Source organism: Pseudoalteromonas sp. SWYJ118 (assembly GCF_015864505.1).
GTDB classification, from domain to species: Bacteria; Pseudomonadota; Gammaproteobacteria; order Enterobacterales; family Alteromonadaceae; genus Pseudoalteromonas; species Pseudoalteromonas arctica.
This window is the reverse complement of the sequence record NZ_JADYXC010000015.1, coordinates 29,189-55,162: the sequence shown is the minus strand read 5'-3', so window position 1 is coordinate 55,162 and position 25,974 is coordinate 29,189. Positions and strand designations below refer to the sequence as shown.

General features: G+C 38.9%; 22 protein-coding genes. 15 read left to right on the top strand and 7 right to left on the bottom strand.

Annotated features, from left to right (window positions below; genetic code table 11):
• Positions 1-112: 112 nt before the first annotated feature.
• The 4 genes from I6F48_RS14090 to nadC form a co-directional block, all read right to left on the bottom strand.
• Complete coding sequence (locus I6F48_RS14090) at positions 113-1,342, bottom strand: type II secretion system F family protein (RefSeq protein WP_197119686.1); 1,230 nt, start codon at positions 1,340-1,342, stop codon at positions 113-115.
• A gap of 87 nt (positions 1,343-1,429) precedes the next feature.
• Positions 1,430-2,773, bottom strand: a complete 1,344-nt coding sequence (locus tag I6F48_RS14085; RefSeq protein ID WP_197119685.1) for an O-antigen ligase family protein — start codon at positions 2,771-2,773, stop codon at positions 1,430-1,432.
• A 63-nt stretch (positions 2,774-2,836) separates the two neighbouring features.
• Positions 2,837-3,271 (bottom strand): pilin, encoded by a 435-nt coding sequence (locus I6F48_RS14080; protein ID WP_197119684.1) that lies wholly within the window; start codon positions 3,269-3,271, stop codon positions 2,837-2,839.
• A gap of 484 nt (positions 3,272-3,755) precedes the next feature.
• A complete protein-coding gene (nadC, locus tag I6F48_RS14075; RefSeq protein WP_197119683.1) occupies positions 3,756-4,607 on the bottom strand; it encodes a carboxylating nicotinate-nucleotide diphosphorylase in 852 nt (283 codons plus the stop codon).
• 421 nt (positions 4,608-5,028) lie between these two features.
• Between nadC and ampD the strand changes: the two genes are divergently transcribed.
• From ampD to I6F48_RS14040, 7 genes are all read left to right on the top strand, one after another.
• Positions 5,029-5,583, top strand: coding sequence for a 1,6-anhydro-N-acetylmuramyl-L-alanine amidase AmpD (gene ampD, locus I6F48_RS14070; RefSeq protein ID WP_007586132.1), 555 nt, complete (start codon positions 5,029-5,031; stop codon positions 5,581-5,583).
• A gap of 13 nt (positions 5,584-5,596) precedes the next feature.
• Positions 5,597-6,448: a beta-lactamase regulator AmpE gene (gene ampE / locus I6F48_RS14065; protein ID WP_197119682.1), complete on the top strand. Its 852-nt coding sequence runs from the start codon at positions 5,597-5,599 to the stop codon at positions 6,446-6,448.
• A 352-nt stretch (positions 6,449-6,800) separates the two neighbouring features.
• Positions 6,801-7,550, top strand: coding sequence for a pyruvate dehydrogenase complex transcriptional repressor PdhR (gene pdhR / locus I6F48_RS14060; RefSeq protein WP_007586129.1), 750 nt, complete (start codon positions 6,801-6,803; stop codon positions 7,548-7,550).
• 90 nt (positions 7,551-7,640) lie between these two features.
• Entirely contained in the window at positions 7,641-10,307 is a 2,667-nt protein-coding gene (gene aceE, locus I6F48_RS14055) for a pyruvate dehydrogenase (acetyl-transferring), homodimeric type (RefSeq protein WP_197119681.1), read from the top strand.
• 10 nt (positions 10,308-10,317) lie between these two features.
• Entirely contained in the window at positions 10,318-12,237 is a 1,920-nt protein-coding gene (aceF, locus tag I6F48_RS14050; RefSeq protein WP_197119680.1) for a pyruvate dehydrogenase complex dihydrolipoyllysine-residue acetyltransferase, read from the top strand.
• A 175-nt stretch (positions 12,238-12,412) separates the two neighbouring features.
• Positions 12,413-13,837: a dihydrolipoyl dehydrogenase gene (lpdA, locus tag I6F48_RS14045; protein ID WP_007586124.1), complete on the top strand. Its 1,425-nt coding sequence runs from the start codon at positions 12,413-12,415 to the stop codon at positions 13,835-13,837.
• A 323-nt stretch (positions 13,838-14,160) separates the two neighbouring features.
• Complete coding sequence (locus tag I6F48_RS14040) at positions 14,161-14,841, top strand: tRNA-uridine aminocarboxypropyltransferase (protein WP_197119679.1); 681 nt, start codon at positions 14,161-14,163, stop codon at positions 14,839-14,841.
• 12 nt (positions 14,842-14,853) lie between these two features.
• Here the strand turns inward: I6F48_RS14040 and I6F48_RS14035 are convergent, their stop codons facing one another.
• Complete coding sequence (locus I6F48_RS14035) at positions 14,854-15,369, bottom strand: hypothetical protein (protein ID WP_165727149.1); 516 nt, start codon at positions 15,367-15,369, stop codon at positions 14,854-14,856.
• Between the two features lie 937 nt (positions 15,370-16,306).
• Between I6F48_RS14035 and I6F48_RS14030 the strand changes: the two genes are divergently transcribed.
• From I6F48_RS14030 to I6F48_RS14015, 4 genes are read left to right on the top strand one after another with little or no spacing between them, the layout of a single operon-like run.
• Positions 16,307-17,311 (top strand): Fe(3+) ABC transporter substrate-binding protein, encoded by a 1,005-nt coding sequence (locus tag I6F48_RS14030; RefSeq protein WP_197119678.1) that lies wholly within the window; start codon positions 16,307-16,309, stop codon positions 17,309-17,311.
• Positions 17,311-18,942 (top strand): ABC transporter permease, encoded by a 1,632-nt coding sequence (locus I6F48_RS14025; RefSeq protein ID WP_197119677.1) that lies wholly within the window; start codon positions 17,311-17,313, stop codon positions 18,940-18,942. Before I6F48_RS14030 ends, I6F48_RS14025 begins: the two co-directional genes overlap by 1 nt.
• The gene (locus I6F48_RS14020; protein WP_165741246.1) at positions 18,943-19,992 is read left to right on the top strand and encodes an ABC transporter ATP-binding protein; all 1,050 of its coding nucleotides are present in this window, start codon (positions 18,943-18,945) and stop codon (positions 19,990-19,992) included.
• Between the two features lie 48 nt (positions 19,993-20,040).
• Positions 20,041-20,940, top strand: coding sequence for a Dyp-type peroxidase (locus I6F48_RS14015; RefSeq protein ID WP_197119676.1), 900 nt, complete (start codon positions 20,041-20,043; stop codon positions 20,938-20,940).
• A gap of 7 nt (positions 20,941-20,947) precedes the next feature.
• Here I6F48_RS14015 and argR read toward each other — a convergent pair whose 3' ends face one another.
• A complete protein-coding gene (gene argR / locus I6F48_RS14010; RefSeq protein ID WP_002957753.1) occupies positions 20,948-21,415 on the bottom strand; it encodes a transcriptional regulator ArgR in 468 nt (155 codons plus the stop codon).
• 225 nt (positions 21,416-21,640) lie between these two features.
• Here argR and mdh point away from each other — a divergent pair, with 225 nt between their 5' ends.
• Positions 21,641-22,573, top strand: a complete 933-nt coding sequence (mdh, locus tag I6F48_RS14005) for a malate dehydrogenase (RefSeq protein ID WP_007586102.1) — start codon at positions 21,641-21,643, stop codon at positions 22,571-22,573.
• Between the two features lie 86 nt (positions 22,574-22,659).
• On the opposite strand, the gene ispB is transcribed toward mdh, so the two are convergent.
• Positions 22,660-23,631, bottom strand: a complete 972-nt coding sequence (ispB, locus tag I6F48_RS14000; RefSeq protein WP_007586099.1) for an octaprenyl diphosphate synthase — start codon at positions 23,629-23,631, stop codon at positions 22,660-22,662.
• 422 nt (positions 23,632-24,053) lie between these two features.
• On the opposite strand from ispB, the gene rplU reads away from it, so the two are divergent.
• The 3 genes from rplU (at position 24,054) to cgtA (ending at position 25,937) form a co-directional block, all read left to right on the top strand.
• A complete protein-coding gene (gene rplU / locus I6F48_RS13995; RefSeq protein WP_002957748.1) occupies positions 24,054-24,365 on the top strand; it encodes a 50S ribosomal protein L21 in 312 nt (103 codons plus the stop codon).
• Between the two features lie 16 nt (positions 24,366-24,381).
• Positions 24,382-24,639 (top strand): 50S ribosomal protein L27, encoded by a 258-nt coding sequence (gene rpmA / locus I6F48_RS13990; protein ID WP_002957747.1) that lies wholly within the window; start codon positions 24,382-24,384, stop codon positions 24,637-24,639.
• Positions 24,640-24,779: 140 nt separating this feature from the next.
• A complete protein-coding gene (gene cgtA, locus I6F48_RS13985; protein WP_007586086.1) occupies positions 24,780-25,937 on the top strand; it encodes an Obg family GTPase CgtA in 1,158 nt (385 codons plus the stop codon).
• Positions 25,938-25,974 lie beyond the last annotated feature (37 nt).

Sequence of the window (25,974 nt, the reverse complement as noted above, 5' to 3'; positions counted from 1 at the left end):
GTATTTATCACAAAGAGAAGTATAAGAGAGTAAATGAGAGGACATTAATAGCTATACCTTATCAAAAAGTAAGCCTTCTCTTTTATTTCCTGTGAATTGTTATTTTTGGTAATTAAATAACAGAGCCAAGTTGGAAAATAGGTAAGTACATAGCAACAATCAAGCCACCAACAAGTACACCGAGTACAGCCATAATAAGTGGCTCAAGCAGGCTAGAAAGGCCATCTACAGCATCATCAACTTCTTGCTCGTAAATAGTCGCTACTTTAGCAAGCATGCCGTCTAGCGAGCCAGACTCCTCACCAATCGCAACCATTTGTATTACCATATCAGGGAATATTTTTGAGTTACGCATTGCCCAGTTCATCTGATTACCAGAGCTTACCTCAACTTTTATATCTAAAATAGCGTAACGATATACTGCATTGCCGGAAGCCCCAGCGGCAGAGTCAAGTGCATCAACCAGCGGCACACCGGCAGCAAACGTAGTTGAAAGAGTCCTTGCATAGCGAGCAACAGCCGCTTTATTTAAAATCATGCCAATAACAGGCAGTTTTAGTATTGCTCTGTCGGTTGCATCTCTTAGTTTTAGGCTTCTGAGTTTTGCTTCTTTAAATGCGTATCCAAAAGCAAACATTCCAATAAGAATCATCCACCAATATGCTTGCATAAATTCTGATATACCAATTACAAATAATGTGAATGCAGGGAGTTCAGCTCCAAAACCAGCAAAAATTTCTTGAAACTGCGGTACTACAAATATTAATAATATTGAGGTAACAATACCTGCAATCACCAATACCGAAATAGGGTAAAACATCGCCTTTTTAATTTTTGACTTTAATGCTTCAGACTTTTCTTTATAAATAGCAACACGATCAAATATTCTATCAAGCGCACCTGACTGCTCACCTGATGCGACTAAATCACAATATAAATCATCAAAATAGCGAGGGTGTTTTCTAAGCGCTGTAGATAATGGCTGGCCCGCTTTTACTTCATCGGCAATAGTCTCCATTAGTTTCCTGATGCTTTTATTAGTCGAACCAGTGCCAATCATTTCTATAGATTGTATTAATGGTACGCCGGCTAATAACATTGTTGCAATTTGGCGAGTAACTAGTGCGATATCCTTTGGCGTTATTTTTTGAACACTTTGAATACCGAACAACGGTTTTGCTTTACGCTTCACTTTTGAGGGAGTGATACCTTGCTTGCGAAGCTGAGCCTTTACTAATGCAATACTATTACCTGTAAGCTCACCTTCAAGTTTCTTCCCTCGTGCACTTACACCGACCCACTGAAAGGTATCGAGGCCTTTATCTTGTTGTTTTTTTGCCATTAAGAGTACCCAGCTGAATTTGGTTTAAAACTTCATTATTATAAGCATAACTTAAACTAATGATTCTTGGTAGAAAAGTTGAGCGCTTTAAAATCGTTGCCCAACGGACCAAAATCTAGGTCCGTAAATGTAGCCCTTATCAGGGTCAATATTATTATAAATACTTATCGCTTTTTGTAAGTAAAGGTACCATGCAAAAACAAATAAAATGGTTACTAAAGCTTTTAAGTATTTATTTATGGAAATGCTTTGGATACTTTTTTTATTGATTCTACCAAGTAGCAACCCCCACATTATAAATAAGAGTGTTTGCGATACTGGCATTACATGCACGCCAGAAAATAGTGAGTATGTAATACCTATAGCAAAAGAGTAAAAGAGGCTTTCAGTAATGATATCTTTTTTATGACATTTCAAATGTGTTATGGCTTTTTTAAAGGTTGTACAAACAGCAGTTAAAATACATATAAGAGCTATAAGGCCCCACTCATTTAAAATTTCAATTAATGAATTATGAGGGTGACTGTAAGGAGCTGAACTTCCAAGTGACATTTCAAATACTCCAGGACCGTTGCCGATAAATAAATGCTTTAAAGATAGGTTAGAAAGAGTATTAAACCACAGGTCGATACGGCCTGAGGAGGATGTGCGTAGTATTTCAGCACCTCCTCTATTTAATGAATCCAAAACATAAAAAGTAATACAACTTAAAACAAAGCAGGCTAATCCGATAAGTACTTGTTTTTTTAATGTAGTTTTTAAAGCAAGAGCAAAAATAGAGAAAGCTAAAAATGAGAGTAAGGCCCCACGAGCTTGGCCAATAAATATTAATAATAGGTTTAAAAACAAAATAATAAATACAATGCGCTGAATGCTTTTAAGCTTTAGGAGTAGCACCAAAAAGGGAAGAATAAACACTTGTACTTGGTTAAAAAAGCGAATGTTAATAAAACCTGAGTAGATTATGTAGGGGTTTAAGGGTTGTTGTTCAGATAGCGTAAAAATTATATTAAGTAGACATATTAAAATGAGGCTTGTATGGGTTATCAGTAATGCATAAATAATAAATAAAATAGGTTTTTTATTATTTATAGTACCTACATAACACATAGTTAAAATAAGTAAGCTTATATGAAATGTGTAAAGTAAGCTAAAACTTTGCTCCGCACTCATTAATGCAGATAAATAACCACAAAAGATAAAAACCGAAAATAACATTCCATTTTTTTTGTTTAGTGCCAGCTTAAAAGTAGGCTCTTTATTACTTAAAAAAGCTGTAAGCACTAGAATACTTGTGAAAAGTAAAAAAGCTATTTGGATGATACGTTGGTGGTTATGGTAGTCGTATGAAATTATGGGTATTAAAGGTATTAGCGTACACAGAAAAAACAAGCTGATAAGCGATGGTTTTATTATATTTGTTATATTCATGAATGCTGATTCTTACGCATTAAAAAAGCGCCAAATTAGGCGCTTTTAGTAATCAATAAATGATTAAGATTGTGGACAGCTTTTCGGAGCTAAAGTTTTATCACCAGCTAAAGTAGTTGCACAAGTCCAAACACCATTAGCAGCTCGTGACCATGTTACTACTGCTTTATTTACTTGAGATGGCGCATTTTGTATCGCACAAGCTATTGTACCCACGCCTGTATTATCAAGGCTTGCTGTGATCTTACAGTTTTGAGTAGTTGCATTTTTTATTGCTGAAAGGTCTGTTATTGATCCAATAACATCTCCACTGTTTGCTTGAATTTCCATTTCTGTTTTAGCGCCACTGATTTCACCTAATCCAGCTGTTAGCTTAGATGATGCTTGATAGTTTGAGTAAGCAGGCAATGCAATTGCAGCAAGAATACCTATGATTGCTACTACAATCATTAATTCAATTAGGGTGAAACCCTGTTGTTTTTGAGTCATTGTTTTCATGTTTCCTCTCCTAAAGGATAGATTTTTGTAACTTAAATCACTTAAGCGGCAGAAGTGCCTAGCTTAATTTAACTGATTTACTTTACAGTTTTACTTAAAATTAATTTTATTACACTTTAGCTTTAGAGTATGAAACACAAAAGCCGAATGTGAATTCATTATGTTTAGTACTAACTATAAAAGTTTACTAAGAGCACTACATGTTGTAGCAACAAATAGTATAGGCATAAAGTAAGTAGTTTAGTTGCTTTAGTTTTTAATTATGTCTTTAAAAATTAAAGGTACTAGTTATTTATGACTACCTTTTAAAATAAAATAGTACAACAGAATTAGTCTACCATTTTATTTTAGTATTTAGCACGTATCTTCTTATAAAAAAGCGATTTTATTTAACAATTTGTTACAAAGTAAGCCTTTTGGGTTATTTAATGCTTTTTTACTTAACTTGTCAATTGATTAGCGGTATTAATTACCTGAAATAGCTCTAAAGTTGTTCAAAACGCATCGATAAATCGATTGATTGTAAGTTTTTTGTTAATGCTCCGCTTGATATAAAATCGACACCTGCTTGTGAATAAGTTTTGAGCGTTTCTAGGGTCATATTGCCTGAAACCTCTAGTTTGGCGCGTTTGTTGGTTAAAATTACAGCTTGCTTAATTTGCTCTACGTTAAAGTTGTCGAGCATAATTATGTCGGCGCCAGCATCAATAGCTTGCTTAAGCTCTGGGAGTGATTCTACTTCCACTTCAACAGGTTTATTTGGATGGTTTTGTTTAGCTTGAGTTACGGCTTTGTTTATTGTGCCGCAAGCCGCTATATGATTTTCTTTAATTAAAAAAGCGTCAAATAACCCAATGCGATGGTTTACACCGCCGCCACATTTTACTGCGTATTTTTGTAATGCGCGAAGCCCTGGTATGGTTTTGCGTGTGTCAAGTAGCTGTGTATTTGTACCACTTAGCTCTTTTACATAATGTGCTGTAGTAGTTGCAGTGCCTGATAAAGTTTGTACAAAGTTAAGTGCAGTACGTTCGGCGGTTAATATTGAACGAGCCGAGCCAATAGCGGTAAATAATGTACTGTTTGCTTTAACTGCGTCGCCATCATTTATAAGTACATTAACCTTAACGCTTGGGTCTACTTGTTTGAATACTTCAAGGATGATGTCTTTTCCGCAAAAAATGCAATCTTCGCGAGTGATTACTTTGGCGTTGGCTTGCTCGCTCTGAGGGATAAGCTGCGCGGTAATATCTCCGTCTTGAGCTGTTTGATAATTTAAATCTTCGTCGAGTGCAAGAGTGACAAGTTGGCTAACTAAAGAGTGCGGGATAGACATAATAAAAGCTCATAAGCGTTAATAAATTAAGCAAATTTTACTATGTTTATAAAAGAAAGAGAAGCGATTGCCTTTTCATCAATATAAAGATAAGCGCTTGAAGTAAATTCGTACCTACGTGCGGGTTTGAATTATCTGTAGGTGAGGTTTTATACCTCGCTTTTAATTTCAACAGTTACGTTACATGAGCGGATGTAAATTCGCACCTAGGTATGGGTTTGAATTATCTGTAGGTGAGGTTTTATATCTCGCTTTTAATTTCAAAAGTTATGTTACATGAGCGGATGTAAATTAGCACCTACGTATGGGTTTGAATTATTTGTAGGTGAGGTTTTATACCTCGCTTGTTACTATCATTTTTTTAATAAATCCATTAGCATCAGTGCTATGTATATCTTGATATTTATATAATAAACGTATCATGAAAATAGATTTAGACGGTGTTTTAAGTACGGTAGCGCAGCGGCCTTGTTCGCATTTTGATGAGCGCCCTGATGAGGCTGATATTTCTTTATTGGTGATTCACAATATATCATTGCCAGCAGGGCAGTTTGGTACACCTTTCGTTGATGAGTTATTTATGGGGTGCATTGATTGCAATGCTCATCCGAGTTTTAGTGACTTAAAGAATTTACGTGTATCGGCCCATTGCTTTATAAAGCGCACCGGTGAGGTTATACAATATGTGCCTTTTGAAAAGCGCGCTTGGCATGCAGGGCAATCCGAGTTTGAGGGGGTACCTGCTTGTAATAACTTTAGCATTGGCATTGAGCTTGAAGGTACCGACACCGCTCCATATTCTTTAGCACAGTACAAAACATTAACTATTATTAGTAAATCTATAATGCAACGCTATCCAAAAATTACCCCTTCGCGTATTGTTGGGCATTGCGATATTGCCCCTGGGCGTAAAACAGATCCTGGCAGTAGCTTTAATTGGCCATTGTTTTTTAATATGCTTGAACAACTAAGTTAAGAGAGTTATTCCCATGATTTTAGTTTCTATAATAATTGCATTAATACTAGAGCGCTTAGGCGCTCGTTCTAATTACTGGCAGATAAGTTATTACGCTAATGGTTATTTAAATCGCTCTAATAAATTACTTGGTGATAAGGGCTTATTTAGCTCAGCACCGGGCTTTTTAATTTGGCTTTTACTTCCAGTGATTGCGATGGCACTAATTTATTGTTTATCTGATTTTGTTTTGTGGCAGTTGGGCATTAATATCGCGGTGCTTTTGGTTTGCTTTGGTTGTGCTAAGCAGCGTGCTTTATATAAGTCGTATTTAAATGCGTTAACGCGAGATGACGGTACTGCTGCATCTTTATATGCGTTGCAAATAGGTCAAAAGCGTACTGATGATCAAAATGGTGGCGAAACCTTTGGGCAAACATTGGCGTGGGTAAACTTTAGATTTTACTGTGCGGTTATTTTTTGGTTCGTTGTTTTAGGCGCGCCAGGTGCGGTTTTATATGCACTGGTACGTACTTTAGCTGATTTAGTACGAGAAGATCATAAAGTAATATTTGCTAAGCGTTTTAAACTTATACATAAATTATTGTTTTGGCTCGACTGGTTACCTGCACGTATTACCAGCTTTGGTTATTTAGTAATAGGTAACTTTAATAAAGGCACAAGCTGTTGGCTACGTTACGTACTTAACTTTAAATCTCCAAACCGAGAAGTAGTAACATGTACTGCGCTGGCTGCAGAGCAAGTTGAAAAGCGTTATTATGGCTGTACCTACGAAGCCACTTGTATGATTAAGCTTGTTAAGCGCAATGTATTATTTTACTTAGTACTTATAGCACTACTTACATTATTTGGTGGACTGTCTTAAGTTAATACCTTTTTAATAAAGTACCTTATGCAATGTAAGGTGCTTTAATCTCTTCCTGCAATTTTTAAACACAATAAAATAGAGCTAATATTCTAATTCCTTCTGGTCAGACCAATTGTTTTCATCCTATTAACGTTATAACAATTTTTGTAAATTGCGCATTGTTTAATCTTCGTTCAAAATGCGTTACGCTACTTTAATTGCTCAAGTTACCTGTAAATTGACAGCTAATAAGGTTTTTGATACCGTATTGAAAATTTTTGGTATGACCAATTTACCTTTTGGGTAAATCATACTACTCAAAGCCCCGCTTTATGGGCTCTTGGTATTTATACAACGCGGACGTTGATTCATGTCTTTAAAGATCAAAGCAGCAAAGTTATCTGATGTTATTTTACAGCAACTCGAGAACATGATTCTTGAAGGCTCGTTAGCACCAGGTGAAAAGTTGCCACCAGAGCGTGAACTAGCAAAGCAATTTGAAGTGTCTCGCCCGTCACTGCGTGAGGCAATTCAAAAATTAGAAGCGAAAGGTTTAGTTACGCGTCGCCAGGGTGGCGGCACGTTTGTAAAAAATCAGCTCGAAGAAGGGCTTACTGATCCACTTTTTGATTTGATTAGTAAACACCCTGAGTCGCAGTTTGATTTACTTGAATTTCGTCATGCATTAGAAGGGATTGCTGCTTACTACGCGGCACTGCGCGGGACCAGCAACGATTTTAGCAAAGTGAAAGAAAGCTTTGATAAAATTGCCCTAGTTAATGATGATTTACAGCAAAAAGCAAAAGCAATTAATGCATTTCACTTTAGCGTGGCAGAAGCTTCGCATAATGTGGTGTTACTGCATTTAGTAAGAGGCATGAAAGCGCTGCTTGAGCAAAATGTATTGCAAAATTTAACTGTTTTATTAAAAAAGTCAGATATTAGCAGTCAATTAGCCCAACACAGGCGTTTATTAATGGATGCCGTTATTGACGGTAATCCAGAACAAGCCCGTTTAGCAAGTAATGCGCACTTAGCATTTATAGAAGAAGCACTACTTGAAGCAGGCAAAGAACATTCGCGAATTGAACGTAGTTTAAGACGCACTAAACAAAATTAAGTTAGTACATAACTACTTTGAACACACAAATTCAGTAGCTGTGATATTAAATTAACAATATTCGTATTTTAAACATAAGGAAACCTCCATATGTCTGAAGTCAATAAAATTGACGTAGACGCGCTAGAAACACAAGAGTGGTTACAAGCTCTTGAATCAGTTGTGCGCGAAGAAGGTGTTGAACGAGCTCAGTTTTTACTTGAGCAAGTATTAGAGCAAGCCCGTTTAGACGGCGTTGATATGCCAACGGGTATTACCACGAACTACGTTAATACTATTCCTGTAGATCAAGAACCTGCTTACCCGGGTGATGTAAATCTTGAGCGTCGTATTCGTTCAATTATACGTTGGAACGCGATTATGATCGTTCTACGTGCATCTAAAAAAGATCTCGACTTAGGCGGCCATATGGCGTCTTACCAATCATCTGCTGCATTTTATGAAGTGTGTTTTAACCACTTTTTTAAAGCACCAAATGATGTAGACGGTGGTGACTTAGTTTATTACCAAGGTCATATTTCTCCTGGTATTTATGCACGTGCATTTGTTGAAGGTCGTTTATCGGCTGCACAACTAGATAACTTCCGCCAAGAAGTTGATGGCGAAGGCTTACCATCGTACCCACACCCTAAGTTAATGCCTGAATTTTGGCAGTTCCCTACGGTATCAATGGGCTTAGGTCCTATTTCGTCTATTTACCAAGCACGCTTCTTAAAATACTTAGATGGTCGTGGCTTAAAAGATACTAAAAACCAACGTGTATACGCGTTTTTAGGTGACGGTGAAATGGATGAGCCAGAATCACGCGGTGCCATTTCTTTTGCTGCACGTGAAAAACTAGATAATCTTTGTTACTTAGTTAACTGTAACTTACAGCGTTTAGACGGCCCAGTTATGGGTAACGGTAAAATTATTCAAGAGCTAGAAGGCTTGTTTAAAGGCGCTGGCTGGAACGTAATTAAACTAGTGTGGGGCAGCGGTTGGGATATTCTTCTAGCTAAAGACACAACGGGTAAATTACTACAGTTAATGAACGAAACTGTTGATGGCGATTACCAAACGTATAAAGCTAAAGATGGTGCGTACGTACGTGAAAACTTCTTTGGTCGTTACCCAGAAACAGCAGCACTTGTTGCTGACATGACAGATGACGAAATTTTCGCGCTTAAGCGTGGTGGTCATGAGTCATCAAAATTATTTGCTGCATTTAAAAAAGCAGAAGACACTAAAGGCCGTCCAACTGTAATTCTTGCTAAAACTGTAAAAGGTTACGGCATGGGTGAAGCAGCTGAAGGTAAAAACATTGCGCACCAAGTGAAAAAAATGGACATGTCGCATGTTGCGCATTTACGTTCACGCCTTGGTCTTGATGATTTAGTATCTGAAGATCAACTTGCAGAACTACCTTATTTAGAGCTTGAAGAAGGTTCACCTGAGTATAAATACCTACATGCTCGTCGTGATGAACTTAAAGGTTATACACCTAAGCGTATTCCACGTTTTAGTGAAAAACTTACGTTGCCAGAAGTAGACGCATTTAAGCCGCTACTTGAAGAACAAAAACGTGATATTTCTACGACTATGGGTTTTGTTCGTGCACTTAATATCTTATTAAAAGATAAAGGCATTGGTAAAAACATCGTACCAATTATTGCCGATGAAGCGCGTACATTTGGTATGGAAGGTTTATTCCGTCAAATCGGTATTTACAATCCGCATGGCCAAAACTATACGCCACAGGATCGTGATATTGTTTCTTACTACAAAGAAACTGTATCAGGGCAAGTGCTTCAAGAAGGTATTAATGAGTTAGGTGCAATGTCGTCATGGGTTGCTGCTGCAACTTCATACAGCACTAACGATTTACCAATGATCCCATTCTACATTTACTACTCTATGTTTGGTTTCCAACGCGTTGGCGACATGGCATGGATGGCGGGCGATCAACAAGCACGTGGTTTCTTATTAGGTGCTACTGCGGGTCGTACAACGTTAAATGGTGAAGGCTTGCAACACGAAGATGGTCACAGTCATATTCTTGCTAATACGGTTCCTAACTGTATTTCATATGACCCAACTTACGCGTTTGAAGTTGCTGTTATTGTACAAGACGGTATTCGTCGTATGTACGGTGATGACCAAGAAAATATTTACTACTACCTAACGCTTATGAACGAAAACTACCATCAGCCAGCTATGCCAGAAGGCGCTGAAGAAGGTATCCGTAAAGGTATTTACAAGCTTGAAAGTTACGAAGGTAAAAAAGCCAAGGTACAGCTATTAAGCTCAGGTACTATTATGACTGAAGTACGTAAAGCCGCTACGATTCTAAGCGAAGAGTATGGCATTGCGTCTGACGTGTTCTCTGTAACGTCTTTCAACGAATTAACGCGTGAAGGTCAAGATGTTGAACGTTTCAATATGCTTAACCCTGAAGGCGAGCAAAAAACAGCATTCATCACAAGCGTATTAAACGACTCTGTGACTGTTGCAGCAACGGATTACATGAAAAACTACGCAGAACAAGCGCGTTCATTTATTCCAAGCAGCAACTACAAAGTGTTAGGTACAGATGGTTACGGTCGTTCTGATAGCCGTGAAAACCTACGTCGTCACTTTGAGGTTAACGCGGGCTACGTTGTTGTTGCTACGTTATCTGAACTTGCTAAACGCGGTGAAGTTGAGAAGTCAGTAGTTGTTGAAGCACTTAAAAAGTTCAACATCGACACTAACAAACTTAACCCACTGTACGCATAAGAGGTTTGCAATGAGTATTGAAATTAAAGTACCAGATATTGGTGACGACGAAGTAGAAGTAACCGAAATATTAGTAAGCGTTGGCGACAAAGTAGATGTGGACCAATCATTATTAAATGTTGAAGGCGACAAAGCATCAATGGAAATACCTGCTTCGCAAGCGGGTACAGTGAAAGAGATTAAAGTAAACGTTGGCGACACCGTTACAACTGGCTCTTTAGTATTTTTGTTTGAAGGCGAGAGTGAAAGCACTGGTGAAGAAAAAGCATCAGCCGCTGCTCCAGCTAAATCTGAAGAGGCAGCACCTGCTGCTTCTACAGGTTCTTCAACTAAAGACGTAACCGTACCAGATATTGGCGATGATGAAGTTGAAGTAACTGAAATCATGGTTGCTGTTGGCGACACCGTTTCAGAAGAGCAATCTATCTTAAACGTTGAAGGCGACAAGGCAGCAATGGAAGTACCTGCTCCATTTGCCGGTATAGTTAAAGAAATTAAAGTCGCCGCTGGCGATACAGTTAAAACAGGCTCATTAGTATTTGTTTTTGAAGTAGCAGGAAGTGAATCTGCAGCACCGGCTAAAGAGTCGGCTCCTGTAGAAGCGCCAGCAGCTAGCTCAACAGCAAACGCAGCACCAAGTACTAAAGAAGTTAATGTACCTGATATTGGTGGCGATGAAGTTGAAGTAACTGAAATTATGGTTGCAGTTGGCGATATGGTTGAAGAAGATCAATCAATCTTAAACGTTGAAGGCGACAAAGCTGCAATGGAAGTACCAGCTCCATTTGCAGGTACAGTTAAAGAAATTAAAGTAGCCGCTGGCGATAAAGTATCGACTGGTTCATTAATTTTTGTATTTGAAGTTGCAGGCAGCGCGCCAGTAGCAGCATCTGCACCAGCTGAAAAATCAGCACCTGCAGCTGCGGCTAAAACTGAGTCGGCACCGGCTCAAGCGGTACCAGCAAAAGCAAGTAATGAAAGCTTCACAGAAAACAGCGCGTATGCTCATGCATCACCTGTTGTTCGCCGTTTAGCGCGTGAGTTTGGTATTAACCTAGCTAACGTAAAAGGCACTGGTCGCAAAGCCCGTATAGTTAAAGAAGACGTGCAAAACTATGTTAAAAACTTAGTTAAGCAAGTTGAGTCTGGTCAATTATCAGCAGGTAGTATCGCGGGTGGTAGCGAGCTTGGTCTTATTCCATGGCCTAAAGTTGATTTTGCTAAGTTTGGCGAAATTGAAGAGCAAAAGCTGTCTCGTATTCAAAAGCTATCTGGCAAAAACTTACACCGTAACTGGGTGCAAATCCCACATGTTACACAGTTTGACGAAGCTGATATCACAAGCCTTGAAGTATTCCGTAAAGAGCAAAATGTGCTTAGCGAGAAGAAAAAGCTGGGTGTTAAAATTACACCACTTGTGTTTGTAATGAAAGCAGCTGCAAAAGCGCTTGCTGAATTTCCAAAATTCAACTCATCGCTTTCTGAAGACGGCGAAAGCTTAATCCTTAAAAAGTACATTAACATTGGTGTTGCAGTTGATACGCCAAACGGTTTAGTTGTACCAGTGTTTAAAGATGTTGATAAAAAAGGCATTATTGAACTATCACGCGAATTAATGGAAGTATCTGTTAAAGCACGTGACGGGAAGCTTACATCGTCTGATATGCAAGGTGGTTGTTTTACTATTTCTAGCCTTGGCGGTATTGGCGGTACGGCATTTACGCCGATTGTTAATGCACCAGAAGTGGCTATTTTAGGTGTGTCTAAATCTGAAATGAAACCTAAATGGAATGGCAAAGAGTTTGAACCAAAACTAATGGTTCCGCTGTCTATGTCATACGACCATAGGGTTATTGACGGAGCCTTAGCTGCACGCTTTACTGTGACTCTTGCAAGTTACATGAGCGATATTCGCCAATTGGTGATGTAATCGCTGGACAATGAATAGAATCAAATCCCAGCCAGTTGTTTTTAGCTGGGATTTTTACCATTTGCAATGATACAATCTTTGCACAAATTTGTGATCTGCTCTCACTTTCTGCCTTGCAGAAACATGGCAGTTAAACTTTAGGGCAGTGTCCCGTTCAAACAATTAAGGTAATAGCATGAGCAACGAATTAAAAACTCAAGTTGTTGTACTAGGCGGTGGTCCTGGTGGTTACTCTGCGGCATTCCGCGCTGCTGACTTGGGCTTAGAAGTTACATTGGTAGAATCTCGTGAAACATTAGGCGGCGTATGTCTTAATGTTGGTTGTATTCCTTCAAAAGCACTTTTACACGTAGCTAAAGTGATTGATGATGCAGCTGAAATGTCATCTCATGGTGTTACTTTTGGCGCACCAAAGATCGATCTTGACCAAGTTCGTACTTGGAAAGATTCTGTAGTTGGCCAGTTAACTGGTGGACTAGAGGGCATGGCTAAAATGCGTAAAGTGAAAGTTGTATCTGGTTACGGCAAATTCACTGGCAGCAATACTTTAGTAGTTGAAGGCGAGAAAGACTCTACAACTATCACGTTTGATAACGCGATTATTGCAGCAGGTTCTAAACCAGTTAACTTACCTTTCATCCCACAAGATGACCGTGTAATTGATTCAACTGGCGCGCTAGAGCTTAAAGATGTACCAGAAAAACTACTTGTACTTGGTGGTGGTATTATCGGTCTTGAAATGGGTACGGTTTACCGTGCACTAGGTTCTGCAATTGATGTTGTAGAATTTGCTGACCAATTAGTTCCAGCAGCTGATAAAGACATTATCAAAATTTACCAAAAATACGTAAGCAAAAAATTCAACGTAATGCTTTCAACTAAAGTTGTTGGTGTTGAAGCTAAAAAAGATGGCTTATACGTAACGTTTGAAGGTAAAAACGCACCAGCAGAACCTGTACGTTACGACAAAGTGCTTGTTGCAGTTGGCCGTACTCCAAACGGTAACTTACTTGATGCTGAAAAAGCGGGCGTAAACGTTGATGAGCGTGGCTTTATTAATGTTGATAAGCAATTACGTACTAACGTAAGCCATATTTTTGCAATTGGTGACTTAGTTGGCCAGCCTATGCTTGCGCATAAAGCGGTTCATGAAGGTCATGTTGCTGCAGAAGTTATTTCTGGTCAGAAGCATTTCTTCGACCCTAAATGTATTCCTTCGATTGCGTATACTGACCCAGAAATCGCTTGGGTAGGTGTTACTGAGAAAGAAGCAAAAGAGCAAGGCCTAAAAATTGAAACTGCGGTATTCCCGTGGGCAGCTTCTGGTCGTGCTATTGCATCATCTCGTACTGAAGGTTCTACTAAACTTATCTTTGATAAAGAAAGTGGCCGTATAATCGGTGGTGCTATGATCGGTATTAACGCGGGCGAAATGCTTGGCGAAATCGGTTTAGGTATTGAAATGGGTGCTGATGGTGAAGACTTAGCGCTTACTATTCATGCTCACCCTACATTGAATGAATCAATCGGCCTTGCAGCTGAAATTTTTGAAGGTTCGATCACTGACTTACCAAACAAAAAAGCAGTTAAAAAGAAGTAATTTAACTTTTTGGCATTTGTTTGAAAAACCCAACTTCGGTTGGGTTTTTTATGTCTGGTTTTTAATTTAAGAGATGTTGAATTAATTCAATGATACCAATCTGCTTATATATGGGGTCTATTTAACGTTAAGAAAATTACGCTAGAACTAGGCAAAAGTTTTTGTATCTAGTTGTTCTAAATAAAAAATTTTTAACGACGTTATAGTGCAATTTAATTCGTTAAATTGATCAAAGATTTATGCAGGTTGGTATGACTATAAATATAAGATTAAATAGCGATAAGTCGTTACAATGCGCGCTTAATTAATTGAAGGTAAATACAGTGAAAAACTCAGTTTTAGCATTACGCGCTCAACAAATAAGTGAATCCCGTCGAGAGTTTAATGCTCGAGGCGGTAAATTAGATCGCTGTGAGCAATGCTTAATAGCTAAGCACTACTGTATTTGTAAAGGTGTTGAGCATGCAGATTGTAAAGCAGCTGTGTGCTTATTAATGTATCACAATGAAAGTTTTAAACCTTCTAATACTGGGCGCTTAATTGCTGAAATAGTGCCAGATAACCACGCATTTAGATGGGATAGAACAGACCCTAACCCCGCTCTTTTAGCTTTGATAAGCGATTCACAATATCAGCCAATGGTAGTATTCCCTGCTGAAGATGTAGAAGAGGGCAGGGCCATTACCGAAATAAGTATTGAAGAGGGTAAAAAACCGCTATTTATATTTTTAGATGGTACCTGGCGTGAAGCTAAAAAAATGATTCGCAAAAGCCCATACTTAGATAACTTGCCTGTACTTTCTGTTACTGCTGATAAACTATCTGATTACCGATTACGTGTTGCCCCTCATGCGCATCAACTAGGCACTGCTGAAGTGGCTATTATGGTGCTAGCGCTTGCGGGAGAAATGGATGCATCTTCTAAATTAGAACAGCATTTTATTAAGTTTCGTGATGCGTATTTGCTTGGTAAGCGCAATAAAGGCAGGCCATTAGAAGACTAATTTTTTACGCAGTTAAGCGAAAGCTTGCTGCTCTTTTAAGTGAGCAAGTGCTTTATTTTGAATTGCTCTGAAGCCTTCTTCAGATGTTAATTGTAAAACCGTATTATATAATTGGCTTACGCTATTGTGAGCCTGAATAAACGAGGTGCAGTCCTCACCAATCATATCCTTAGCCTCTTCGACTCGCTTTAAAAAGTAACAGCTAATATCGGTTTTTCCTTTAAAGTGAGTAGTCGCAATAGCGTTAGATATTCTATTAAGCTGATAACTAAATTCATCAGGTCGAGAACCCTCACCCCATTTACTAATAGAAATATCGCTTTCTAACTGGATAATTACGTTAAGTATGTTTTTAAACTCACTCATTGGCATATTTAAAAAGTTATAACCTTTGGGGCTAAATAAAGCTTTATACGGATTTTCGTTGGGAGTTTGGGCACTAAAAACGCCAATTGGTTTTGCTGTACTTGCGTCTGATACTTTACATAAAAAGGTATTGCTTTGCGGCGTTTTAAAATTCATATCCATTGAGTATTTATGATCCTTGCGTTACTTAGTTATCGGCGCAATTAATGAAAAACTTAGCGAAATTTAAAATATTAATAAAGTATTTGAAGGTATTAATATTGATTAGCTAGGATGCAGTATTACCCTGCAAAAGTTAGTGGTAGTTGCTTAGAGCTTTACTAAACCCAAATTTTAGGCAAAGAAAAGCGCGCTCTATCTCTAGGCGCGCTTGCGGAATCTTCTAATTTTCTGCATCCTGCAATTGAACTTAATCAACTCCAATTTTTACTAATCCATGTTTATTACTATATTACTTTTTAGTTCTATGTAATGTAGACCATCCGGGCCTGTATCCTTAAATTCCTAAATATCCTGTAGGGTAAATACTATTACCAAATCCTTAATTACACTTCCTAGTGTATCCCTATTTTAACCAATCCATTGTGTTGCCTTAAAGGCCTGTCCATTTATTCCTTAAACATCCTGTTAAACAACTTAGCCGTGTTGTTATCCTTTTCGCATCTTCCTGACGCTGTCCTTTTTACAACATCGCGTTGTGATACTCATCCTGAGCCTGTCCTAAAATCCGTGTTGTCCTGGTAACCTAATCATTGGTTGGTTGAGTAAGCAGTCCATTTCCTTTTACTCAATAAGCGTCATTGCTTGGTTGATGCGTAAATTATAGTGCAATAGAGCAACTAAAATAGGGATAAAACTACATTCAATTAGTATTTATGCAATAGTAATAATGTAAAAGTTCAATTAATACAGGTTGTTAGGTTGTTTTTGTGTGTTTTTTATCTTGATTTTTACTCATTAGCTGTCACATCCGTGAGACATCTCTTACACTGCATTTCCTTTTTGGGCGTTATTTACATATTTACATTTATTTAAAGTGTGCACTTTTTGAATGAGCGCGGTAGAATTCAATGATAATAACAATTATTTAGGTGAAATAATGAAGACAGTATTTACACTTGTTTTAGGATTAGCAGCATCGGCACCAGCCTTTGCAAGTGACGTTGTTAATATCTATTCTTTTCGTCAGCCGTTTTTGATTCAGCCAATTTTAGAAGATTTTACAAAACAAACGGGAATAAAAACCAATGTTGTTTTTGCTAAAAAAGGGTTAATTGAGCGTGTTAAACGTGAAGGTAAACATAGTAAAGCCGATTTAGTATTAACCTCTAATTTTAGTGCGCTTATTCAATTAGAAGATTTAAAATTAACACAAACTATAAAAAGTGACAGTGTAAATAATAACGTGCCTGCAGCTTTTCGTGACGGTGATGGCCAATGGGTCGCGCTCACTAAGCGAGTGCGTAATGTGTATTCATCAAAAGAGCGAATTGGTGAGTTACCTGAACTCACTTATGAAGATTTAGCAGATCCTAAATACAAAGGACAAATTTGTACGCGATCAGGCAAGCATCCATATAACTTAGGTTTAGTGGCTTCTATGATTGCACACCATGGTGAAGCGCAAACCAAAGAGTGGCTTGAAGGTGTTAAGGCTAATTTAGCACGTAAACCTCAAGGTAACGATCGTGCTCAAGTTAAAGCCGTTAAAGAAGGTTTATGTAACTTGGCATTAGGTAATAGTTACTACCTTGGTAAAATGCTAGAAGATAAAGAGCAAAAAGGTTGGGCAGAGGCCGTAAATATTAACTTTCCGAACCAAATTAATCGTGGCTCACACATAAATGTTTCGGGTGCGGTTATTACCAAATACGCTAAAAACCCTGAAAATGCATTAAAGCTCATAGAATATATGACCGACAGCAAAGCACAAAACATGTATGCCTCATTAAATATGGAGTATCCAGTTAAGTCGGGTGTTGAACTATCAAGTTTGGTTGCCTCTTGGGGGAGTTTTAAAGAAGACAGCTTGCCACTTGATGAGATTAGTAAATATCGTCCGTTAGCGCTTAAGCTAATTGATGAGGTGAAGTTCGATCTTTAATGACTAATAAATTTAAGCTGTCTAAATGGCAGCTCTTTGCGTGGTCGACTGGCTTAATTCTATCGGCCCCGTTGTTTTTTCTTCTTTTTGAATCTCTACAAGGTAGCTCTGAGGTGTTTTCTCACCTGTGGGATACCGTGCTTTGGGATTACATAACCAATACCGTATTGCTTGTTTTAGGTGTTTGCGTCCTTAGCTGCGCCATAGCTTTGCCACTTGGATGGCTAACGGCTTACTGTAGTTTCCCGGGTAAAAAACAGTTTGAATGGGCACTTATGCTGCCCCTTGCTATGCCTACCTATATTATTGCCTATGTATACACTGATTTATTAGATTATGCGGGCCCGGTGCAAGTAGCGCTGAGAGAATGGTTTGGCTGGCAATCGCCTAATGACTATTGGTTTTTTGATATACGTACATTACCCGGCGCCATAGTTATGATTGCCTTGGTGCTTTATCCGTATTTATTTTTGATTTTTAAAACGGCTCTTCGCGAGCAGTCATTCAAATTAGTACAAGCTAGCCAGTTAATGGGATTATCTCCTTGGCAAAGCTTTTTTAAAGTAAGCTTAGTACTCTCTCGTGGGGCTATTGTGGCGGCTCTTGCGCTTATAAGTATGGAAACCATGGCTGACTTTGCAACAGTGAGTTATTTTGCCGTAAGTACATTAACGACTGCCGTATACGATACGTGGTTTGGTTATTACTCACTTACAGCGGCAGCTAAAATATCGGGTGTGATGTTATTGCTGTTATTTTTAGCATTAATGGCGGAGCGCTTTAGTCGTCGTAACCAAGCGGTATTTGAGCGCCAATCAAGTGTAAATAGTGAATCTCTCTATGTATTAAAAGGAAAGTCAGCTTGGCTCGCAACGGCATTTTGCAGCTTTATTTTACTTATCGCGTTTGTGATCCCTATTGCAGTACTTATAAATTACGCCATTACCTACTTTGATAAAGCATGGGATGTAGAGTTTTTTAGTTACGCTTGGCAAAGTTTAAAAGTGGCAGGAGTTGTGAGCCTAATAACGATTACGTTGAGTGTTTTTGTGGTTTTTTATCAGCGTGTGGCAAAGCAAACGTATCCGCTTATTCCTGGGCGTTTAGCAAGCACAGGCTATGCGCTGCCTGGCACAGTACTCGCTATTGCGGTTTTATTACCGCTTACGTTATTAGAGAACACCATCAACACAGCGCTCGAGCCGTATAATTTAGATATTGGCTTGCTGCTTACAGGTAGTATTCTTACTATTATTATTGCTTATATTGTTAGGTTTTACGCCATTGCACACGGAGCAATTGAGTCGAGTTTTTTACGTATTAGCCCATCACTTGATATGGCAAGCCAATCAATGGGTAAAAGCCAAGGGCAAACGCTGCGTTTAGTGCACCTACCTTTACTGCGAAGAGGATTACTTACTGCTGCTTTATTGGTATTTATTGAGTGTATGAAAGAACTGCCAGCTGCGCTATTGCTCAGACCGTTTAATTTTGAAAGCTTAGCTACTCATGTATTTCAGTATGTGAGTGACGAGCAGTTAGAGCTTGCTTCTATATCGGCATTATTTATTGTTATTGTTGGGTTTATTCCTTTGTATTTTATTAATCGTTCTATGGAGCAGCGTAGTTAAATGAGTAGTTTAATTTTACAAGGCGTGAGCTATCACTATAACGGTACAAAGGTTATTCACGATTTAGATTTAACAGTGGGTAAAGATGAAATTGTTTGTCTACTCGGAGCGAGTGGGTGCGGCAAAACGACCACGTTAAAAGCGATTGCAGGTTTAATTGAAGCCAAGCAAGGGTCTATTTTTATAGACGGTAAATTAGTGAGTGATGAGCAATCGTTTGTCTCACCTGAGCATCGCAACATCGGCATGATGTTTCAAGATTATGCGTTGTTTCCGCATTTAACGGTGGCAAATAATATTGCATTTGGGCTTAGTAAAATGAGTAAAGCTCAAAAGCAACAACGCGTTGATGAAATGCTCAAGCTTGTGCATTTAATTGGCTGTGCCGACAGGTTTCCGCATCAGTTATCGGGTGGTCAACAACAACGTGTAGCTATTGCTCGCGCATTAGCTTATAAGCCTAGTCTATTGCTACTAGATGAACCTTTTTCAAATATTGATACACAAGTACGCTTTGAATTAATTGCCGATATACGTCGAATTATTAAAGCAACTCAAGTATCTGCTGTGTTTGTTACACACTCAAAAGAAGAGGCGTTTGCCTTTTCAGATACACTTGCCATTATGCATCGCGGTAAAATTGAGCAACAAGGCACGCCTGAGCAGCTTTTTGCAGATCCATGTTCAAAGGAGGTTGCAGAGTTTCTGGGTCAAGGCATATACTTGAGCGCAGAAGTATTAACAGCAACTGAATACAAAACACCATTTGGTTTAGTCGAATCTTATGTTGAGAGTAAGCATGACGTAAGCGTAGGGCTTATATATGTACGTCCCCATCAAATAGAATTAGTGGCAGATAACCAAAGTGACAAATTCAGCAAGCGAGCTACAATCATAAGTCGTCGCTTTATTGGTTCGGCGTATGTTTATTCACTTGTTATTGATAAACAAGAAATTGAAGTTGCTGCACAATATGGCCAGTCATTTGAAAATAATGAACAGGTTATAATAAAAATAAAACCTCACACGGTGAATTTTTTCGAATCGTAATTAATTTGTTATTCGCTGTGTTTTTATCTGTAAAACTAAGGAATAACAATGGCGCAAGCGCAATCAGGGATTTGTGCTGAAGCAAACTTACACGGTTTGCACTTATTTTTTAATGTGTTTGATGGTCAAGATGAATCACTTCGCGCAAAGTTAAAACAAGTAAGCGCTATTGAAGAAGAATTTAGCGATCAATTTTCAGAATCAATGCTCTCTTGCATGGTTGCTATTGGTGCGCAATATTGGCCGCATATCCTCCCTGAATACATCCCAAGCGAATTACAGAGCTTTCCTAATATAAACCATAGCGATCATCAAATGAGCGTACAACCGTGCGATTTATTTGTGCAAATTCGCTCTGACCGTGAAGACGTTAACCATTTATTTGCGCTGCAAATTTTAAAACTATTTGCCCCCGATGTTGAGCTGGTGGAGCAAATTCGTAATTTTCGCTTTTTAGATGGTCGTGATTTTAATGGTTTTATTTATGGTGGCGACACCGCACATGGAAGAAAAAAGCGCGCTACGGCTTTAATTAGTAACCCTGGCAATTTTGAAGATCAGGGGAGTTATATTCATGTACAGCGTTATAAGCATGACTTAACTATGTGGCAGCACTTATCATTGAGTGAGCAAGAACAAATAATGGGGCGTACGCGCCTTGATAACACGCTAATTACCCCTGCGATTGAAACCAGCCATGCTTCACGTAGTGAGCTAAAAGACGAAGACGGACAACCGCTATTATTAAATCAGAGCATGCCTTATGGCGATGTGTATGAGCAGGGAATGTTATCAATTTCATGCGCTTGTACGGGCACCGCATTTGAAAAAGTACTTAATAGTCGTTTAGGGGAAGGGGATTGTTACGACCACTGGCTTGATTTTACTCAAGCCGATATGGGTTCTGCTTTCTTTGCGCCTTCAGTCGGGTTTTTAAAACAAATTTAGTTTGCTATTAAACCGTATCAAATAAAATGCGAACACGTTCAAGTGTTACATCTATTTCAGATATTTTAGCAGGAGCGATAAAAATAGTATCGTCGCCTGCAATTGTTCCTAGTACGCCATCTGCTTTACCTAATGAATCTAATAAACGCGCAATAAGCTGAGCAGCACCTGGACTGGTACGAATAATGATCATCATTTCGTTGTGCATAATGTCGATTACTAATTGGCGTAATGGGCTTTTAGCCGTAGGTACACCCATTTCAGCTGGTAAGCAGTAAACCATTTCTTGTTTGGCGTTACGTGTGCGTACAGCACCAAATTTACTTAGCATGCGCGATACTTTACTTTGGCTTATATTGTCAAAGCCTTGATCTTTTAATGCATCAACTATTTCGCCTTGAGAGCCAAAATTTTCTTCTTTTAATAGTGATTTAAATGCTTTTACCAGTGCTTCTTGTTTATCTTGTGGTTGCATAGTCTTTATTCGTTTTTGTTATTTATGCCGCAAATTCTACACAAAAATGAATAATTATGCAGCAGTTGTTTAGTTAACTTGCCAGTTTGATGCGTTAAATCACAAAAGTTTACGACTATGGTCGAAAATATACTTGAAATAGACAGGATAAATTTGTTTTTAGTCGCTAATTTCATTATCTTAAGAGCCACAAATGTTTCCTACCTCAAATTACGGAGAATTCCAATGAAAGTTGCTGTATTAGGTGCTGCAGGCGGTATCGGCCAAGCGTTGTCTTTATTATTAAAAACAGGCTTACCAGCTGGCTCTGAATTATCACTTTATGATGTTGCACCAGTAGTACCAGGTGTTGCGGTTGACCTTTCTCACATCCCAACAGATGTTAAAGTAGCAGGCTTTGGCGCAGACGAATTAAACAAAGCGCTTGAAGGCTCTGACATCGTTCTTATCCCAGCGGGTATGCCACGTAAACCAGGTATGGATCGTGCTGATTTATTTAATGTAAATGCTGGTATCATCAAAACTTTAGCAGAAGGCATTGTTGCTAGCTGTCCTAAAGCGTTAGTAGGTATTATTACTAACCCAGTAAATGGCACAGTTCCAATCGTTGCTGAAGTATTCAAAAAAGCAGGTACTTACGACGCTAAACGCGTATTCGGTATTACTACGCTTGACGTTATTCGTTCAGAAGCATTTGTTGCTGAACTTAAAGGCGTAGACGTAGCAACTGTGAAAGTACCAGTAATTGGTGGTCACTCAGGCACAACTATTCTTCCTCTACTTTCTCAAGTTGAAGGTGTTTCTTTCACTGATGAAGAAGTTGCTGCACTTACTCCACGTATCCAAAATGCGGGTACTGAAGTTGTAAATGCTAAAGCAGGCGGTGGTTCAGCTACGCTATCTATGGGGGCTGCTGCAGCTCGTTTTTGTATGTCTTTAGTTAAAGGCCTACAGGGTGAAGAAGTTGTAGATTACGCTTACGTTGCTGTTGAAAATGGCGATGCAGAGTACTTTGCACATCCAGTACGTTTAGGTAAAAACGGCGTAGAAGAAATTCTTTCTTACGGCGAACTAAGCGCATTTGAAACAAAAGCAAAAAATGACATGCTTGAAACACTGAAAAAAGACATCAAAGAAGGTGTTGATTTCATGGCGTAATAGCCAAAGTAGAATAACAAAAAAGCCTGCATTTGCAGGCTTTTTTATTGCTCAGAATTAATTTCACACTGTGTAACTAGTTAAAACTAGTGGTCGCGGTCAACCGCAATACGAGCAAGGCTTATGAGTGCTTGCTTATAGTCAGACTCAGCTAAAAAGTCTAAACACGCAATAGCTTTGTCAGCTTCAAGCTCTGCTTTTTGCATTGTAAATTCAAGCGCATTAGTTTGCTTTAGTGCCGATAGAATGTCTTCTAAATGCTCCATACCATTACTGTGCTCTATTGCATCACGAATAAGCTGCGTTTGCTGCTCGCTACCATGTTGCATAGCATAAATAAGTGGAAGCGTTGGTTTGCCTTCAGCTAAATCATCACCAATGTTTTTACCCAACTGCTCAGCATCTGCATTGTAATCGAGTACATCGTCTACTAGCTGAAACGCAGTACCTAAATGCATACCATATAGGTTTAGTGCATCGAGAGTAGTTTGGTCTTGCTCAGTAATAATGGCAGCAAGGCCTGTCGCTGCTTCAAACAACTTAGCTGTTTTAGAGTAAATAACCTGCATATAACTGGCTTCGGTTGTATCTGGGTCGTTGCAGTTCATTAACTGCAATACTTCACCTTCAGCAATAATGTTTGTTGCATCGGCAAGTACTTGCATAACCTGCATTTTTCCAAGGCCAACCATAAGCTGAAATGAACGAGTGTAAATAAAGTCACCAACCAATACGCTAGCAGCATTACCAAATTCAGCATTTGCTGTAGGTGTGCCACGTCGTAAGTTTGATTCATCTACAACATCGTCATGCAATAGCGTTGCTGTATGAATAAACTCAACAATTGTTGCAAGTGTTATGTGATCTTTACCCTGATAACCGAGCGCTTTGGCTGCTAAAATCGCCAGCATTGGACGAACGCGTTTGCCGCCACTGCTAACTATATATAAACCAAGCTGATTAACTAACGCCACATCTGAGCGCATTTGCGCATGTATAAGTTGATTGACGTCATTCATATCGCTTTCGATTAACGCCTGGATAGCTTTTATATCCATTGATCTCCGAGCCAATTTTTATGTGTGAACGGCGCAGATTGTACAACAAAAAATGCACTAGCTCGATATTTTGTGACGATTGATTGAAAAAACACTATTAAAGTACTTAATTTAGACTGAATTAGCCAAGATAACTGATTAATTGATAATCAATATACAGTTTATGGTGTGCTTAGATATTAAGCTGTGAGGGTCATATTTGAGTACATTAATTTATTTCGACTAAGAGTTAAAAAGCGCTTGGCAAAAGGGCTAATTAATATAAAATGGGGTAAATATTGAATTGCTCTCAAAGCAGCTACTTTTTATTCATTTTAATTACAAAATAGGCTTGCTAGTTATTTCGCGTTAGCGTAAACTTCGCGCCCTATCGAAGAATATTTTAGTTGCGCCGATTTGAGGGTGCACAGACGGAGTTAATTATGTACGCGGTTTTCCAAAGTGGTGGTAAACAGCATCGTGTGACTGAAGGTCAAACGATTCGTCTTGAAAAATTAGACGTTGAAACTGGTGCGGCAGTAGAATTTGATTCAGTACTTTTAGTTGCTGATGGTGAGAAAATCGAGATCGGTGTACCGTTCGTAAACGGTGGCAAGATAACAGCTGAGGTTGTTTCACATGGTCGCGGTGAGAAGATTAAGGTTGTTAAATTTAGACGCCGTAAGCATTCTCGTAAGCAAATGGGCCATCGTCAATGGTTCACTGAAGTTAAAATCACTAGCATTAGCGCTTAATTAGAGGTACTTAGAAATGGCACATAAAAAAGCAGCTGGTAGTACTCGTAACGGTCGCGATTCAGAAAGCAAACGCCTAGGTGTTAAGCGTTTTGGTGGCGAATCAGTTCTAGCGGGTAGCATCATTGTTCGTCAGCGTGGAACTCGTTTCCACCCTGGTACTAACGTAGGTATCGGTAAAGACCACACTATCTTCGCAAAAGCAGATGGTAAAGTTCAGTTTGAACAAAAAGGTCCTTTAAACCGTAAATACGTAACTATCGTAACTGAGTAATCAGTAAGGTAGTTAAAAACCCCGCCTTTGCGGGGTTTTTTGTTTTGTAGTCAGTCAAAATATATACCCAAGCCTGCATTTGTGTTGGCTTGGGTATATAATAGAGTTATTAAACAAGCCAATCCCTAAAGTGAGTAATCATGAAGTTTGTAGATGAAGTAGAAATTCGCGCAGAAGCTGGAGACGGTGGCAGCGGCATCGTGTCTTTCCGTCGTGAAAAATATGTTCCAGATGGTGGACCAGACGGCGGTGACGGTGGAGACGGTGGTAGTGTTTATCTACAAGCTGATGAAAACTTAAATACCCTAATTGATTATCAGTTTGAGCGCTTTCATAGAGCTGAACGTGGTACTAACGGTCGTAGCCGTAACTGTACAGGCCGAAAAGCCGATGACTTATTTGTTATGGTGCCTGTAGGCACGCGCATCATGGATGTTGATACCCAAGAGGGACTTGGCGACTTAACTCAAGATGGTCAACGAATTTTGGTTGCAAAAGGTGGTTTCCACGGCTTGGGGAATGCACGTTTTAAATCAAGTACTAACCGAGCACCTCGTCAAAAAACATTGGGCACACCCGGTGAAGTACGTAACTTAAAGTTAGAGTTACTATTATTAGCTGATGTGGGCTTGCTAGGATTACCAAATGCAGGTAAATCTACGTTTATCCGCAGTGTATCTGCAGCAAGACCAAAAGTAGCTGATTACCCATTCACGACGCTTATTCCTAATTTAGGTGTGGTACGTCCTGAAGCAAATAAATCATTTGTTATAGCCGATATTCCGGGTCTAATTGAAGGTGCATCTGATGGTGCAGGCCTAGGTATTCGCTTCTTGAAGCATTTAGAGCGTTGTCGTGTGTTATTGCACATTATTGATGTAATGCCGGTAGATGGTTCAAACCCTGTTGATAATGCATTCTCGATTATTAACGAGCTACACCAATACAGTCCTAAATTAGCTGAAAAACCACGCTGGTTAGTGTTTAATAAAATAGATTTATTACCAGAAGATGAAGCAAAAGCGCTATGCGAAGCGATTGCAGAAGAGCTGGGCGAAACTGAAAATATTTATCACATTTCAGCAATTAATAAACTTAATACTCAACCTTTAATCCACAACATAATGACACTACTTGATAGCATGCCTAAAGAGAAGTTTGTACAAGTTGAAGATGAAGAAGTTGAATTCAAGTGGGATACCTATCATGAAAAAGCCACTAAAGGTAAAGGCAATGATGATGATTGGGACGACTGGGATGAAGATGATTACGACGTAGAAGTTGTCTACGAGCGTTAATTAAATAGAATTTATTAAAAAGGAGCTTATGCTCCTT

Bases quoted from the DNA above. Each gene is read 5' to 3' on its own strand.
- I6F48_RS14025 (WP_197119677.1), top strand. From the start codon at position 17,311: ATGACTAATAAATTTAAGCTGTCTAAATGGCAGCTCTTTGCGTGGTCG.
- I6F48_RS14085 (WP_197119685.1), bottom strand. From the start codon at position 2,773: ATGAATATAACAAATATAATAAAACCATCGCTTATCAGCTTGTTTTTT.
- I6F48_RS14090 (WP_197119686.1), bottom strand. From the start codon at position 1,342: ATGGCAAAAAAACAACAAGATAAAGGCCTCGATACCTTTCAGTGGGTC.
- rpmA (WP_002957747.1), top strand. From the start codon at position 24,382: ATGGCACATAAAAAAGCAGCTGGTAGTACTCGTAACGGTCGCGATTCA.
- cgtA (WP_007586086.1), top strand. From the start codon at position 24,780: ATGAAGTTTGTAGATGAAGTAGAAATTCGCGCAGAAGCTGGAGACGGT.
- I6F48_RS14035 (WP_165727149.1), bottom strand. From the start codon at position 15,369: ATGGATATGAATTTTAAAACGCCGCAAAGCAATACCTTTTTATGTAAA.
- aceF (WP_197119680.1), top strand. From the start codon at position 10,318: ATGAGTATTGAAATTAAAGTACCAGATATTGGTGACGACGAAGTAGAA.
- lpdA (WP_007586124.1), top strand. From the start codon at position 12,413: ATGAGCAACGAATTAAAAACTCAAGTTGTTGTACTAGGCGGTGGTCCT.
- aceE (WP_197119681.1), top strand. From the start codon at position 7,641: ATGTCTGAAGTCAATAAAATTGACGTAGACGCGCTAGAAACACAAGAG.
- nadC (WP_197119683.1), bottom strand. From the start codon at position 4,607: ATGTCTATCCCGCACTCTTTAGTTAGCCAACTTGTCACTCTTGCACTC.
- ispB (WP_007586099.1), bottom strand. From the start codon at position 23,631: ATGGATATAAAAGCTATCCAGGCGTTAATCGAAAGCGATATGAATGAC.
- ampE (WP_197119682.1), top strand. From the start codon at position 5,597: ATGATTTTAGTTTCTATAATAATTGCATTAATACTAGAGCGCTTAGGC.
- ampD (WP_007586132.1), top strand. From the start codon at position 5,029: ATGAAAATAGATTTAGACGGTGTTTTAAGTACGGTAGCGCAGCGGCCT.
- I6F48_RS14080 (WP_197119684.1), bottom strand. From the start codon at position 3,271: ATGAAAACAATGACTCAAAAACAACAGGGTTTCACCCTAATTGAATTA.
- I6F48_RS14015 (WP_197119676.1), top strand. From the start codon at position 20,041: ATGGCGCAAGCGCAATCAGGGATTTGTGCTGAAGCAAACTTACACGGT.
- I6F48_RS14020 (WP_165741246.1), top strand. From the start codon at position 18,943: ATGAGTAGTTTAATTTTACAAGGCGTGAGCTATCACTATAACGGTACA.
- mdh (WP_007586102.1), top strand. From the start codon at position 21,641: ATGAAAGTTGCTGTATTAGGTGCTGCAGGCGGTATCGGCCAAGCGTTG.
- I6F48_RS14030 (WP_197119678.1), top strand. From the start codon at position 16,307: ATGAAGACAGTATTTACACTTGTTTTAGGATTAGCAGCATCGGCACCA.
- rplU (WP_002957748.1), top strand. From the start codon at position 24,054: ATGTACGCGGTTTTCCAAAGTGGTGGTAAACAGCATCGTGTGACTGAA.
- argR (WP_002957753.1), bottom strand. From the start codon at position 21,415: ATGCAACCACAAGATAAACAAGAAGCACTGGTAAAAGCATTTAAATCA.
- pdhR (WP_007586129.1), top strand. From the start codon at position 6,801: ATGTCTTTAAAGATCAAAGCAGCAAAGTTATCTGATGTTATTTTACAG.